General features: G+C 68.3%; 14 protein-coding genes. 7 read left to right on the top strand and 7 right to left on the bottom strand.

What is annotated here, in order from left to right:
* Positions 1 to 6 precede the first annotated feature (6 nt).
* A complete protein-coding gene (locus PAM7066_RS00145) occupies positions 7 to 594 on the bottom strand; it encodes a lytic transglycosylase domain-containing protein (RefSeq protein ID WP_085852106.1) in 588 nt (195 codons plus the stop codon).
* Positions 595 to 733: 139 nt separating this feature from the next.
* On the opposite strand from PAM7066_RS00145, the gene ssb reads away from it, so the two are divergent.
* Complete coding sequence (gene ssb / locus PAM7066_RS00140; protein ID WP_085852105.1) at positions 734 to 1,231, top strand: single-stranded DNA-binding protein; 498 nt, start codon at positions 734 to 736, stop codon at positions 1,229 to 1,231.
* Here the strand turns inward: ssb and PAM7066_RS00135 are convergent.
* From PAM7066_RS00135 to PAM7066_RS00120, 4 genes are read right to left on the bottom strand one after another with little or no spacing between them, the layout of a single operon-like run.
* Entirely contained in the window at positions 1,228 to 1,857 is a 630-nt protein-coding gene (locus tag PAM7066_RS00135; RefSeq protein ID WP_085852104.1) for an aminotransferase class IV, read from the bottom strand. The genes ssb and PAM7066_RS00135 overlap by 4 nt on opposite strands.
* Complete coding sequence (locus PAM7066_RS00130; protein WP_085852103.1) at positions 1,821 to 2,936, bottom strand: aminodeoxychorismate synthase component I; 1,116 nt, start codon at positions 2,934 to 2,936, stop codon at positions 1,821 to 1,823. Before PAM7066_RS00130 ends, PAM7066_RS00135 begins: the two co-directional genes overlap by 37 nt.
* A 5-nt stretch (positions 2,937 to 2,941) precedes the next feature.
* Positions 2,942 to 4,054: a 3-dehydroquinate synthase gene (gene aroB / locus PAM7066_RS00125; RefSeq protein ID WP_085852102.1), complete on the bottom strand. Its 1,113-nt coding sequence runs from the start codon at positions 4,052 to 4,054 to the stop codon at positions 2,942 to 2,944.
* The gene (locus tag PAM7066_RS00120) at positions 4,051 to 4,647 is read right to left on the bottom strand and encodes a shikimate kinase (RefSeq protein WP_276326053.1); all 597 of its coding nucleotides are present in this window, start codon (positions 4,645 to 4,647) and stop codon (positions 4,051 to 4,053) included. Before PAM7066_RS00120 ends, aroB begins: the two co-directional genes overlap by 4 nt.
* Positions 4,648 to 4,724: 77 nt before the next feature.
* On the opposite strand from PAM7066_RS00120, the gene PAM7066_RS19490 reads away from it, so the two are divergent.
* From PAM7066_RS19490 to PAM7066_RS00095, 6 genes are all read left to right on the top strand, one after another.
* Positions 4,725 to 4,859, top strand: coding sequence for a hypothetical protein (locus PAM7066_RS19490; protein ID WP_090928571.1), 135 nt, complete (start codon positions 4,725 to 4,727; stop codon positions 4,857 to 4,859).
* A gap of 67 nt (positions 4,860 to 4,926) precedes the next feature.
* A complete protein-coding gene (locus tag PAM7066_RS00115; RefSeq protein ID WP_139214916.1) occupies positions 4,927 to 6,348 on the top strand; it encodes a hypothetical protein in 1,422 nt (473 codons plus the stop codon).
* Positions 6,345 to 7,250 (top strand): site-specific tyrosine recombinase XerD, encoded by a 906-nt coding sequence (locus PAM7066_RS00110; RefSeq protein WP_085852100.1) that lies wholly within the window; start codon positions 6,345 to 6,347, stop codon positions 7,248 to 7,250. Before PAM7066_RS00115 ends, PAM7066_RS00110 begins: the two co-directional genes overlap by 4 nt.
* Before the next feature lie 39 nt (positions 7,251 to 7,289).
* Complete coding sequence (locus PAM7066_RS00105) at positions 7,290 to 8,594, top strand: HlyC/CorC family transporter (protein ID WP_085852099.1); 1,305 nt, start codon at positions 7,290 to 7,292, stop codon at positions 8,592 to 8,594.
* A complete protein-coding gene (locus tag PAM7066_RS00100; RefSeq protein ID WP_217639899.1) occupies positions 8,591 to 9,361 on the top strand; it encodes a glycerophosphodiester phosphodiesterase family protein in 771 nt (256 codons plus the stop codon). Before PAM7066_RS00105 ends, PAM7066_RS00100 begins: the two co-directional genes overlap by 4 nt.
* A gap of 57 nt (positions 9,362 to 9,418) precedes the next feature.
* A complete protein-coding gene (locus tag PAM7066_RS00095; protein WP_085852098.1) occupies positions 9,419 to 10,633 on the top strand; it encodes a cytochrome P450 in 1,215 nt (404 codons plus the stop codon).
* On the opposite strand, the gene PAM7066_RS00090 is transcribed toward PAM7066_RS00095, so the two are convergent.
* Together PAM7066_RS00090 and ctaA are read right to left on the bottom strand one after the other, a co-directional pair.
* Positions 10,630 to 12,099 carry a carboxypeptidase M32 gene (locus tag PAM7066_RS00090; protein ID WP_085852097.1) on the bottom strand — a complete coding sequence of 490 codons (1,470 nt, stop codon included), beginning with the start codon at positions 12,097 to 12,099 and terminating at the stop codon, positions 10,630 to 10,632. The genes PAM7066_RS00095 and PAM7066_RS00090 overlap by 4 nt on opposite strands.
* Positions 12,096 to 13,238: a heme A synthase gene (gene ctaA, locus PAM7066_RS00085; RefSeq protein ID WP_085852096.1), complete on the bottom strand. Its 1,143-nt coding sequence runs from the start codon at positions 13,236 to 13,238 to the stop codon at positions 12,096 to 12,098. Before ctaA ends, PAM7066_RS00090 begins: the two co-directional genes overlap by 4 nt.
* Between the last annotated feature and the right edge of the window lie 36 nt (positions 13,239 to 13,274).

Here is a 13,274-nt window from a genome sequence, read left to right as displayed (position 1 = left end):
GGGGGATTACTGACCGAGGATGGCGATGACGTAGGCCGTGGTCTCGGCGTAGGGCGGAATACCGCCATATTCTATCACCGCGCCCGGCCCGGCATTGTACGCGGCGAGGGCGAGCCTCCAATCCTGGAACCGGCGGTATTGCGTGGCAAGGTAGCGGGCCCCACCCTCGAGATTCTGCGCAGGGTCGAGCGGGTCGACGCCCATCTGCTGAGCCGTCCCGGGCATCAGCTGTGCAAGACCGATGGCCCCCTTGTGGCTGATGGCGCCGGGGTTCCAGGCGCTTTCGCGCTGCACGAGGTTCAGAAAGATCGCCTCGGGGATCCCGTGTCGCTGCGCAGCCTGGCGCGCGACGTTCAGGTAGGTCCCGCGGTAGCTGCTGACGCGGGCGGGCACGACAGAGGGTGTGACGCGCTCGGGGCCTGCCTTGATCACCGGCTGAAGCCGCTTCGAACCCTCGTATTGTGACGCCGCGCGCCTGTCGATCACGCCCAGCTTCGCGCTGAAGTCGGACGCCCCCTTCGACGCGAACAGCGTGTCGGCCGTGGCCATGCCGGGCGCGAGCAGAAGTCCCAAGATCGCTATCTGCCTGATCATAGATGCCCCCCGTCGGTGTTTCCCTGCGGGACGCTACAGCGGTACCCAGAAATTTTCCACCCCGCTGCAGCCCCCTGTTTACTTCCTCGCCATATGTGGCACGAAGCGGGAACCGCGGAATCGAAGAAGGAGCGTCGGCATGGCCGGGTCTGTGAACAAGGTGATCCTGATCGGAAATCTGGGCCGCGATCCCGAAGTGCGGACGTTTTCGAACGGCGGGAAGGTCTGCAACCTGCGAATCGCCACGTCCGAGAACTGGAAGGACCGCAACACCGGCGAGCGTCGCGAGCGGACCGAGTGGCATTCGGTCGCGATCTTCTCGGAGCCGCTGGCCCGCGTGGCCGAGCAGTATCTGAAGAAGGGCTCGAAGGTGTATATCGAGGGCCAGCTCGAAACGCGCAAATGGCAGGACCAGAGCGGCCAGGACCGCTATTCGACCGAGGTCGTCCTGCGCCCCTACACCTCGACGCTGACCATGCTCGACGGTCGTGGCGAAGGTGGCGGCGGCGGTGGCGGCTTCGAGGATGACCGTGGCGGTGGCGGCCGTTCTGGCGGCGGCTACGATGAGGGTCGTGGCGGCAGTGGGTCCGGCGGTGGCGGCGGGTATTCCGACATGGACGACGAGATCCCGTTCTAATCCGCGAGCCGCGCGGGGATCAGTCCCCGCAGCGAATTCCCGCAATATACCCGTCCCCGCCGCAGGTCGTCGGGGGCGAGTTCGTCCACGACCGCACGACCCTTATCCAGCAGCTCTTCGCGTAGGATACCCGGCAGCGCCCCGCTCGAAACGGGCGGTGTCACCAGCTTTCCGCCTCGCTCGACGAAGACGTTCGTGATGGTGCCTTCCGCGACCTCACCCCGGTCGTTGAGGAAGATCAGTTCGTCTACATTCGTCGGCATCTCCTTGCGCGCCGCGTCATAGATGCCCCGGTGGGTCGTCTTGACCGCCCGCCACGGATCGCCGGCGACCACACGCTTCGAGGCGAGGGCGACCGTCCAGTCGTCCGGTATGGGCAAAAGGGGCGCACAGGTCAGCTGCAAGCCATTCGCGCCGACCGTGAGGCGCGCCCGCAGATCCGCGCAGCCTAGCGCTTCGGCGAGGACCCGGCGGGCCTCGGCCTCATCGAATTGAAAGCCAAGCGCCGTGCAGGTTCGTGCCATCCGCGCAAGGTGGCGGTCTGCGCGCACCGGCCCCGAGGGCGACAGTCGCAGGGTCTCGATCACCCTCAGCCCGGCGGGAGCGTCGCGAAACGAGCCTTCCATAGCGCCTCCTCGTATTCCCCCGCACCGGTCGAATCGTGCACTACACCACCGCCGACGTCGAGGCGCGCGCGCCCGTCCGGCCTGACGGTCAGCGTGCGAATCGCGACTCCCATGCGCATCCCGCCATTCGGCGCGATCCACCCCACTGCGCCGCAGTACACCCCGCGCGGCCCGGTCTCGAGCTCGGCCAGGATCTGCATGGCCCGGATCTTGGGCGCCCCGGTGATGGAGCCGCAGGGAAACAGCGCCTCGAAGATCTCGGGGATTCCGATATCGGCCCGCAACTGCCCCTCAACATCCGAGACCATCTGGTGGAGCGTCTCGTAGGTCTCGACATGGAACAGGCGCGGCACGCGAACCGAGCCGACCTGCGAGATCCGCCCGATATCGTTGCGCAGGAGGTCCACGATCATCAGGTTCTCGGCGCGGTTCTTCTCGCTCTCCGCCAGGTCGGTGCGAAGCGCCGCATCGGCCTCGGGCGTCGCGCCGCGGGGTGCAGTGCCCTTCATTGGGCGCGTGCGGATCAGCCCGGACGGGTCGATGTCGAAGAACAGTTCGGGCGAGCGGCAGAGGATTGCCGGACCGCCAAGCTCGATCAGCGCGCCATGCCGAACCGGCTGGCGCACGGCGAGTGCGGCGTAGAGTTCGGCGGGAGTCCCCAATACGTGCGCATCGATCGGGAAGGTCAGGTTCGCCTGGTAGATGTCTCCGGCCGAGATGTAGTCCTGCACGCGCGCGAAGGCGGTTTCGTAGCGGGCGGCGCTCCATCGCGGGACGAGGTCGGTCAGGCTGGCGGCACCCGATGCGGAGCACGGCTTCGGTTCCGGCCCCTCGAACACGCCGAACGACAAGAGCGGCACGTCCCGTTCCGCCGGCATGAGATGCGCCAGCTTGTGCGAGAAGACGTAGCCCGCTTCGTAGCTGACATATCCGGCGAGCCACCGGCCGGCGCGACGCTCTGCCTCGATCGCCTCGAAGGCGGGCAGCACGTCGGCGGCCGCGTGCGCCTCGATCAGCCGGACGGGGTCGGCGAACCGGGTGCCGGTGCCGAGCGGCCCCTCGTCGAAGGTGACGTGCATCGAACTCAGCGGGCGGCCAGGGCGTCGGAGAGGACGCCGCGGATTGCCTGGCGCGGAGCGTCGGCCGTGACGAACGCCTCGCCGATCCCCCGCGCGAGGATCAAGCGAAGCTGCCCGTCCTGCACCTTCTTGTCCTGCGCCATCAGGTCCAGAAGCCCGTCCGCATCCGGCAGATCGCCGGGAATATCCGAAAGATCGGTCTTCATCCCCATGTCCGACAGATGTGCCCGCACCCTGCTCGGGTCCTCCTGCGCGCAGAGGCCAAGGCGCGCGGACAACTCGAAGGCCAGCGCGCAGCCGATCGCCACCCCCTCGCCATGCAGCAGCCGGTCCGAGTAACCCGTCGCGGCCTCGAGCGCGTGGCAAAACGTATGGCCCAGGTTCAGAAGCGCGCGATCGCCCTGCTCGGTCTCGTCGCGGGCAACGATGTCGGCCTTCATCTGCACCGACCGGCGCACCGCCTCGGCGCGCAGCGCCGCATCCCCGCTCGCCATGTCGGGGCCGTGATCCTCGAGCCACTCGAAGAAATCTGCGTCGCCCAGCAGGCCATATTTCACCACCTCGCCATAGCCGGCAAGGAAGTCGCGGGGCGTCAGCGTCCCCAGCACGTCGATATCGGCCAGCACGAGCGAGGGCTGGTGGAAGGCCCCGATCAGGTTCTTGCCGGCCCGCGCATTGACCCCCGTCTTGCCCCCGACCGAGCTGTCCACCTGCGCCAGAAGCGAGGTCGGGATCTGCACGAAGGCCACGCCCCGGCGCAGGATCGCTGCGGCGAACCCGGCAAGATCGCCGATCACTCCGCCGCCGAGCGCGATGACGATGTCGCGCCGTTCGATCCGTTCCGACAGCAACCATTCGACCGCGCGGCCGAGGTGATCCCAGGACTTTGTCGCCTCGCCCGCCGGCAGGGTCAGCGCCGTGGCTTCGATCCCCTCGGCCGCCAAGGCCTGCTGCAACGGTTCCAGGTGCAACCCTGCCACGGTCTCGTCGGTCAGGATCGCGACGCGAGGGCGTTGCAGAAGCGGCGCGATCTCGGTTCCCGCGCGGGACAGCAGCCCGGGGCCGATGCGGACATCGTAGCTGCGGCTGCCAAGCTCAACTCGGACATCGTGCATCATTCCACCTCCAACAGGTCGGGGCGCGTCGCGATCACCCCGACGGTCTTTTCCGCCATGTGCTCGACGCTCATGCCGGCTTCGGCCTCGACGGACAGGTCGGCAAGCGCATAGATCGGTTCGCGTGCAGCGATCAGGTCGTAGAGGGTTTTCTTCGGGTCGCTCGTCCTGAGCAGCGGGCGCGTGTTCTTGGTGCGCACCCGCGCCCAAAGAAGCTGCGGCGCGGCCTTGATCCATAAAGCGGCCCCGCGGGACGTGATCGCCGCGCGGTTCCCCTCGGAGAGGTAAGCGCCGCCGCCGGTGGACAGGATGCAGGGTTCGCCATCGAGCAGCCGGGCCAGGACCTGCGCCTCCTTTTCGCGGAAGAAAGGCTCGCCGTATTCGGCGAACAGCTCGCCCACCGTCGCGTTCGAGGCGCGCTCGATTTCGGCATCCGAATCGAGGAACGGCACACCCAGCGCGCGCGCTGCGGCCGATCCGATCGCGGTCTTTCCCGCGCCCATCATTCCGACCATGCAAACGGTTTTCTTCAGTCTGCGCATCAGGTCAGCACGGTCCCGCTCATGTTTCGAGAGACGGCCTCTGAATGGCGTGATCTTGCCGAAAAGACCAGCTATAAACCAATGGTAACCTGGCCCGAGCGCCGGGAGACGAGGGGCAAAAAGGACGGGCAATGCTCAAGCTGCTGAAATTCGTCGTCATTCTGGCGGTCATCGGGTTCATCGCGTTGGTGGGTTTCGCCTACCTGGGCGATCTGGCCCCCCAGAGCCGCGACACGAGCGAGCCCGTCGACCTGAATGCGCGCTAGCCCGGCGACCCTTTTCGCCTTCGGGGCCGCGATAGCCTCAAGCGCCGAGGCGCAGGATACACCGGCCTTGCCCGGCTGGCAGATCGCCAAGGCGCAAGAGGTCGCGGTCGCGGCCCCGGGGCGCAGCGATCCGCCGGTCGCGGCATCCGCTATGCCCGAGCCGATCACCGTCCTGCCACTCGACCGGACGGTGCCCGACCACGTGGGCGTGGTGCCCCCGGCCGAGGTCGGCCTGCCCGAGGGGCTGTGGCAGAGCTCGAACATCGACGACCTCGTCCGCAAGCTCGAGGCGATCGAGCCGCCGCGGAGCGCGCCGATGCAAGAGATGCTGCACGACATGCTGCGCGTCTCGGCCCCGCCCCCCAAGGGAAGCCGGAAGGGGCAGGCGTTCTTCCTCGCCCGGCTCGATGCGCTGATGGCGCTCGGCCGGCTCGACACGGCGCGCACGCTGATGGAACGCGCGGGGATGCACGAGCCCGAGATCTTCCGGCGCTGGTTCGACATGACGATCCTGACCGGCGACGAGAACACCGCCTGCGGGCGGATGCGGGCCCTGCCCGAGATCACGCCGACCTACCCCGCGCGCATCTTCTGCCTCGCGCGGTCGGGCGACTGGCCCGCTGCCGTCGTCACGCTCGAAAGCGCGCGCGCCCTCGGCGTCATCGACAGTGCCGAGACCGAGCGCCTGACGCGGTTCCTCGACGATCTCGCCGAGACCGCCAAGCTGCCGCCACCGGCAGAGCCCAGCATGCTGGACTTCGTTCTATACGAGGCGGTCGGAGAGCCCCTGCGCACGCCGGTCCTGCCCCTGCCCTTCGCCCATGCGGACCTGCGCCAACATATCGGCTGGAAGGCCCGGGTCGAGGCGGCCGAGCGGCTTGCACGATCAGGGGCGGCGGATGCGACGCGTCTGTGGACCGTCTACTCCGAACGCGCGCCAGCCGCCTCGGGTGACCCATGGGACCGGGTCGCGGCCGTGCAGCGCCTGGACGCAGCGCTCCTGGCGGGCGACGAGGACCAGGTCGCGACCGCGCTCGTCCCCGCCTGGGACCGGATGCGGACGGCGGGCCTTCTGAACGCGCTCGCGCAACGCGTGGCGCCCGAACTCGACGGGTTCACGCTGCCCGGCGAGGCGCAGGACATCGCCCGGCGCCTGTCGGCATTGGCCGGGATCGAGGCGCCCCCGCCGGCCGACCCGGCCCTCGCCGCGCTCCTGAATGGCGACGTGCCGCAGTCCGGCGGCACGGACCCGGTGATCGACGCGATATCGGCCGGACTGTCCAACCAGCCCCCCGACGAAGCGCGGGCGATGATCGACACGGGCCGGATCGGCGAGGCGCTGCTGCTCGGCGCGGCGCAGATGCAGGACGGCTGGGCCGGCAACCTCGACGCGCTGTCCGACGGGCTTGCGACGCTGAACGGGACGGGTCGGGGCGACACGGCCTTGCGGGCCGCCATCGATCTTTTGCTGACGGATACCGCTCCATGAGCCTCGCGCGCCAGATCGCCACCTTCATCGAGGCCCGCGTGGCCGAGATGGGCGCGGCCGAGAATACCCGCCTCGCCTATGCGCGGGATCTGAGCGATTTCTCCACCTGGATCGCGGCCGAGAGCGCGGCCTCGGTCACACGGGACCGGATCGAGGCATACCTGATCCATTGCGAGGCGCAGGGATTTGCCGTCTCGACCCGTGCCCGTCGGCTGTCCGCGATCAAGGGCTTCTTCCGCTTCGCCTACGAGGAAGGCTGGCGCGAGGACAATCCCGCCATCCGCATCAAGGGCCCCGGACGCGAACGCCGCCTTCCCAAGACGATCGAGGTCGAGGACGTGGATCGCCTGATCGACGCCGCCGGACGCACCGGACGGGCCGAGTGCGACCGGCGGCGCAACACCTGCCTGCTCGAACTGCTCTATGCCACGGGCATGCGCGTGACCGAGCTGGTCTCGCTTCCCGTCTCGGCGGCGCGAGGTGATCCGAGGATGCTGCTGATCAGCGGCAAGGGCGGGAAAGAGCGCATGGTGCCCCTGACCGACGGCGCACGAGAGGCGCTTTCTGACTGGCTGACGACACGCGACGCGGCCGAGGACCCTCGTGCGCCGTCGCGCTTCCTCTTCCCCTCGCGCGGGAAGGCAGGCCACCTGACACGGCACCGGTTCTTCCAGCTCATCAAGGAAATCGCGCTCGAGGCCGGTCTTGCGCCTGACGAGATCACGCCGCACACGTTGCGCCATGCTTTCGCGACGCATCTTCTGGCAGGCGGTGCCGACCTGATGGCGATCCAGGCGCTTCTGGGGCATGCCGACGTCGCCACCACCGAGATCTACACTCATGTCCTCGATCAGCGGCTGCGCGAGTTGGTGCTGGATCATCACCCTTTGGCAAAGGGCTGATCTTGTCAGTCACCCCCCCGCGCCCCATAACGAACACACATGGAACCCTCATCTAGCATCTTCGACGGCGCCTTCTGGATCTCGGTCGGCGCCATCCTGTTTCTCCTGCTGTGCTCGGCCTTCTTCTCGGGCTCGGAAACGGCCCTGACGGCGGCATCGCGCGGCAAGCTGCGCAACCTCGCCGACAAGGGCAACAAAGGCGCGGAGCGGGCGCTGCACATCACCGAGGATAACGAGCGGCTCATCGGCTCGGTCCTGCTGGGCAACAACCTGGTCAACATCCTGGCCACGTCGCTCGCCACGGCGCTGTTCACCCGCATGCTCGGCGAGTCGGGCGTCGCCTTCGCCACGCTCATCATGACGCTGCTGGTGCTGATCTTCGCCGAAGTCCTGCCCAAGACCTACGCCATCACCAACGCCGAAACCGCGGCTGCGGGCGTATCGGCGCCGATCGCGATCGTCGTTCGGCTGTTCGCGCCGGTCGTGAGCTCGGTCCGTGCCCTCGTCCGCGTGATCCTGCGTCTCTTCGGGGTGCAGGCCGATCCGGACAGCCAGATCCTCGCCATCCGCGAAGAGATCGAGGGCGCGCTGAACCTCGGTCACTCCGAGGGCGTGGTCGAGAAGGAGGACCGCGACCGAATCCTCGGCGCGCTGGACCTGGCCGAGCGGACGGTGGAAGAGATCATGCTCCACCGCTCGAAGATCCAGATGCTGAACGCGGATGACCCGCCGGCCCAGTTGCTGGGCGAATGCCTCGACAGCCCGCATACCCGCCTGCCCGTCTATCGCGACAGCCACGAGAACATCATAGGCGTGATCCACGCCAAGGACCTGCTCCGCGCGATCTACGCCCGCCGCACCGCAGCCGCGGCGGGTGAAGAGCTTGCCGATTTCGACATCGCCGACGTGGCGATGCCCCCGTATTTCGTCCCCGAGGTCACGACCCTCGACGACCAGATGCGCGAATTCCTGCGCCGTCACACGCATTTCGCACTGGTGGTGGACGAGTACGGCGTGCTGCAGGGCCTGATCACGCTCGAGGACATCCTCGAAGAGATCGTGGGCGAGATCACCGACGAGTTCGACCTCGACGAAGAGGCACCCTATCGCCGCACCGACTCGGGCGACTGGATCGTGGATGGCGGCATGACCATCCGCGACCTGAACCGCGCCGCCGATTGGCAACTTCCCGACGAAGAGGCGATCACGATCGCCGGCCTGGTGATCCACGAGGCGCAGACGATCCCCACCCAGGGGCAGGTCTTCAGCTTCCACGGCTTCCGGTTCGAAGTCATGCAGCGCGTCGACAATCGCATCACGCGGCTGCGCATCCGGCCCCTGTGACCGCCGGGGCGCGCCACCCTTTTCTGCACGCGCCCGACCCCATCGCCTTCGCGCATCGCGGCCATGCCGACGGGGTCGCCGAGAACTCGGCCGAGGCGATCGACGCCGCCGTCTCGCTCGGGTTCCGGTATGTCGAGACGGACGTGCAGGCGACGCGCGATGGTGTCGCCGTACTGTTCCATGACACCGGGACCGACCGCCTGTTGGGCGAGCCGGGGCGGATCGCCGACCACGACTGGGCCGAGCTGCGCGACCGGCGGCTGATCGGCGGCGGACGGATCGCGCGGCTCGACGCGGTCCTGTCCGATCACCCGGAGCTGAGGCTGAACATCGACGCCAAGACCGACGACGTCGTGCAGCCGATGGGCGACGCCATCGCAGGCGCGCTCGACCGGGTCTGTGCGGCCTCGTTCGACGCCAAGCGCACCCGGCTGCTGCGGGACAGGTTCGGGGATCGGCTCTGCTGGTCGCCGGCCATGGCCGGAGTCGCCCGCATCTGGGCGAGCGGTTGGAGCCTTCCGGTCGGAGGGCATGCAGCGCCCTGCCTGCAGGTTCCGATGACCTGGCGCGGCATCCCCGTCGTCACTCCGCGGTTCCTCGGCGCGGCGCATGAGCGCGGGGCGGCGGTGCATGTGTGGACGGTGGACGAGCCCGATCACATGCACGCGCTGCTGGACCTGGGGGTGGACGGGCTGATGACAGACCGCGCGCCCGCCCTCAAACACGTGATGACCTCCCGCGGATTTCGGTCCGCTTTCGCTGGCTGACGAGCGGACGTCGCCGCGCGCCGCATTATGTCGGAGGCAGACTGACAAGAGGATCCCATGCCCCTATTCCATGCGCCCCAGGGCGATCTGACCCGCTTCATCGCACGCGATCCCTACCGCGCCGTCTCGCGCATTGCCGACCGCCTTGGAGCCGACGCTTTTCGTGGCAAGCTTATGCTGGGCGACACGGTGTTCCTGACCGGACACGAGAAAGCACGACTCTTCTACAGCGACGAACTGATGCGTCAGGGCGCGGCGCCGTGGTTCGTCAAGCAGACGCTGTTCGGCCGTGGCGGCGTGCAGAGCCTCGACGGCGACGAACATCACCGCCGGAAGGCGCTGCATCTGCGGCTGATGACGCGGGATGTGCCGGACCAACTGGCCGATGCCTTCCGTGACGAGCTCGCTCGGCTGGCCGACTCCCGCCCCGGTCGAATCGTCGTCCAGGACGAGATGGCCCGCATCCTGACCCGCGTCGCCTGCAAATGGGCGGGCGTGCCGGGCAGTCACCCCGAAACCCATGCCGGGATGCTCTCGGACCTGTTCGAGCATGCGGCACCCATCCACATGTCCTTCATGAGGGGCGTTACCGCGCGGCGGAAGGCCAACGCCTGGGCCGGTGATCTGATTGCGAGCGCGCGCACCGGAAATCTCCGCCCGACCCGCGGCTCGGCGCTGGACGAGATAGCGAATTACCGCACCGTCGATGGCGTGCCCCTGAGCCGCGAGGTCGGGGCGGTCGAGCTGCTGAACGTGATCCGGCCTGTCGTCGCCGTCTCGGCGTTCCTGACCTTCACCGCCCACGCGCTGGCCACGCATGAGCGCGCCCGCGCCGCGGCCGAGGACGCGCCCGACACCCTGGTTCAGGAGGTGCGGCGCACCGCACCGTTCTTCCCGATGCTCGCCGCCCGCACGGTCCGCGACATCGAGATCGAGGGCGATCCCGTCGCGGCCGGCACCCGCGTGGTTCTCGACATCTACGGGACCAACCGGGACGCGCGCGTCTGGGATGACCCCTTCATGTTCCGCCCCAGCCGCTTCCAGAACCGCGAGGTCGGCCCCTACGATCTGATCCCCCAAGGCGGCGGCGATCATGCGAGCGGCCACCGCTGCCCCGGCGAATGGATCACCATCGCGCTGATGCGCGCCTTCACGGACTGGACCACGCGGATCGACTACAAGCGCCCGCGGCAGGACCTGGATCTCGAGATGGGCACCCTCCCGGCACTGCCGTCCAGCCGGATGATCTGGACCGACCTGCGCCCGGCCTAAAGCCCGTAGATCGCGCCGAACTTGGCCTCGAGATACTCCAGCAGCGGCGCCTCGCTCGGCGCTTCGCCGGTCGCGCGTTCGATCAGGTCGCGCGGCCGGTAGAGCCCGCCATGCACCTGCACCCGGTCGCGCAGCCAATCCGTCGCCGGACGCGGATCGCCGGCGGCGAGCGCTGCGTCGAGGTCGGGCAGATCGCGCCGCAGGGCAGCGTAAAGGCAGCCGGCATAGACGTTGCCCAAGCTGTAGGTCGGGAAGTAACCGAAGAGCCCGACGGACCAGTGCACGTCCTGCAGGCAGCCCTCGGAGGCGCGGCTGGGGCGATAGCCGAAATCGGCCTTGAACCGGTCGTTCCACGCCTCGTCCAGATCGGCGGGATCGAGCGTGCCGCCGATCAGCTGCCGCTCGAGGTCGAAGCGCAGAAGGACGTGGAGGTTGTACTGCACCTCGTCCGCCTCTGTGCGGATATAGCCCTTGTGAAGCCGGTTCACGGTGCCGAAGAACGCGTCCGGGTCCATCCCCGGATCGCCGAAGGTGTCGGTCATCTGGCCGTGCAGCCAGCCGGTGAAGGCGCGCGAGCGGCCGAGCTGGTTCTCGTAGAGACGCGACTGGCTTTCATGCACTCCCATGGACACGCCCTGCCCCAGCGGCGTGAAGAGGTAAGCGTCATCGATATTCTGCTCGTAGGTCGCGTGGCCGACCTCGTGGATCGTGGAATAGAGGCAGTTGAACGGGTCGGTGGGATCGGTGCGGGTGGTGATCCGCACATCCATGCCGCTGCCCGAGCTGAACGGATGCACCGCCCGGTCGATCCGCCCGCGGTTGAAGTCATAGCCGAAGGCAGCGGCGAGCTTCTCTGACAGCATGAGCTGCGCGTCGGGCGGGAACGTGCCGTCAAGCCGCGTGGGCTGGCGGTCGGCGCCGAGGCAGGCGTCGCGCAGCGCGATCAGGCGCGGGCGCAGGGCGCCGAACATGGCCGACAGGGTGTCGGCCGTCGCGCCCGGTTCGTAATCGTCGAGAAGCGCGTCGTAGGGGGCACCGCCATTGGCCAGCGCCGCGGCTTCTTCGCGTTTGAGCGCGACGATCTCGGCCAGCACGGGTGCGAAGGCGGCAAAATCGTCCGCCGCCCGCGCCGCAGCCCACTTGCCTTGCGCGACCGAGGTCGTCCGCGCCAGCGCGCTCGCCAGCCGCGCGGGAACGCGGGCCGTCCGCTCGAAGCTGCGGCGGATGTGGCGCAGGTTGGCCTCGGCCACGGGGTCGGTCGGCTCGGCGGCCGCCAGCCAGTCGCCGATCCGCGGGTCGATGCGGCGGGCGTGGAGGATGCCTTCGAGCACCCCCATCTCTTCCCCGCGCTGCTCGGCAGCACCCCGGGGCATGACCGTCTCCTGGTCCCAGCCGAGCCGTCCCGCAACCTGCGACAGGGCCTCGGTCTCGCGCTGGAAGGCCATCAGATCGTCATAGGCACTCATGCGGTCCTCACGGATTGCTGGGCGGGATAGGCGTTCTGGTGACGCGCGCGGATGATGAAGACCCACAGCGCCACGGCGCCAAGCTGGTGCAGGATCGCCAGGTACCACGGCGAGGAGTGCATCACCGTGACGATCCCGAGGATGATCTGCAGCACCAGCATCGCGATCACCGCGTGCCACGTCGCGCGGGTCTTGCGCAGCGACGATTTGCGCGCGCGCAGGAAGAACACGAGGCCCACCACGAACAGCAGATAGCCTGTCATCCGGTGCATGAACTGCACCGTCGCGTCGTTCTCGAAGAAGTTGCGCCACACGGGTTCGATCCCGAAGGCGTCGGGCGGGAAGAAGCCGCCTGCCATCAGCGGCCAGTCGATGTAGTTGCGGCCTGCGTCGATCCCCGCGACCAGCGCGCCGAGGATGATCTGCAGGAAGGTCAGCGCCAGCAGCCAGCTGGCAAAGCGTGTCAGCACTGGCTCGCGGGCGCGGCGGGCCTGGATCAGCTCGGCCTCGCTCCGCGAGAGGTTCGACGCATACCACGCGATCAGGCCGAGGATCACGAAGGCCAGCCCCAGATGCGTCGCCAGCCGGTAGGAGGCGACGTCGAGGCGGTCTCCGCCCAGCCCCGATGCGACCATCCACCAGCCGATCGCCCCTTGCAGACCGCCCAGGGCGCCCAGAAGGATCAGGCGGCCGGTCCAGCCCGGCGGAATCTTCCGCGTGACGAGGAAGCCGACGAAACCCAGGGCCCAGACGAGGCCGACCACGCGGCCAAGCTGCCGGTGGCCCCACTCCCACCAGTAGATCGACTTGAACTCGCTTAGCGTCATCTGATTGTTCTGCAACTGGAATTCGGGGATCTGCTGGTAGGCTTCGAACTCGGCCTGCCAGTCGGCCTCGTTCAGGGGGGGAATCGCGCCCGTCACGGGGGCCCATTCGGTGATCGACAGCCCAGAGTCGGTCAAACGCGTCAGTCCCCCGACGAAGATCATCGCCACGACCAGAGCGAACAGCACCCAGAGCCACGCCCGCACCGCCTTTCGCGCACCGCGGGGGCGGGCGTCGATCATGCCGCCCCTTGGCGTCGCGCGGGTGGAGTCTTCGCTGCCGACATCCTCGAAGATCGAACGTTTCTGGGCCATGAAAGCTCCTGTCGTCGTGCCGCGCGGACGCTATGC

Origin of the sequence: Palleronia marisminoris (assembly GCF_900172315.1) — a bacterium.
In the GTDB taxonomy this organism is placed as follows: domain Bacteria; phylum Pseudomonadota; class Alphaproteobacteria; order Rhodobacterales; family Rhodobacteraceae; genus Palleronia; species Palleronia marisminoris.
This window is presented reverse-complemented; position numbering and strand designations above follow the sequence as displayed.

Excerpts from the sequence above, each read along its gene's own strand:
- PAM7066_RS00145 (WP_085852106.1), bottom strand. The coding sequence starts at position 594 with ATGATCAGGCAGATAGCGATCTTGGGACTTCTGCTCGCGCCCGGCATG.
- ssb (WP_085852105.1), top strand. The coding sequence starts at position 734 with ATGGCCGGGTCTGTGAACAAGGTGATCCTGATCGGAAATCTGGGCCGC.
- PAM7066_RS00135 (WP_085852104.1), bottom strand. The coding sequence starts at position 1,857 with ATGGAAGGCTCGTTTCGCGACGCTCCCGCCGGGCTGAGGGTGATCGAG.
- PAM7066_RS00130 (WP_085852103.1), bottom strand. The coding sequence starts at position 2,936 with ATGCACGTCACCTTCGACGAGGGGCCGCTCGGCACCGGCACCCGGTTC.
- aroB (WP_085852102.1), bottom strand. The coding sequence starts at position 4,054 with ATGATGCACGATGTCCGAGTTGAGCTTGGCAGCCGCAGCTACGATGTC.
- PAM7066_RS19490 (WP_090928571.1), top strand. The coding sequence starts at position 4,725 with ATGCTCAAGCTGCTGAAATTCGTCGTCATTCTGGCGGTCATCGGGTTC.
- PAM7066_RS00110 (WP_085852100.1), top strand. The coding sequence starts at position 6,345 with ATGAGCCTCGCGCGCCAGATCGCCACCTTCATCGAGGCCCGCGTGGCC.
- PAM7066_RS00105 (WP_085852099.1), top strand. The coding sequence starts at position 7,290 with ATGGAACCCTCATCTAGCATCTTCGACGGCGCCTTCTGGATCTCGGTC.
- PAM7066_RS00095 (WP_085852098.1), top strand. The coding sequence starts at position 9,419 with ATGCCCCTATTCCATGCGCCCCAGGGCGATCTGACCCGCTTCATCGCA.
- PAM7066_RS00090 (WP_085852097.1), bottom strand. The coding sequence starts at position 12,099 with ATGAGTGCCTATGACGATCTGATGGCCTTCCAGCGCGAGACCGAGGCC.
- ctaA (WP_085852096.1), bottom strand. The coding sequence starts at position 13,238 with ATGGCCCAGAAACGTTCGATCTTCGAGGATGTCGGCAGCGAAGACTCC.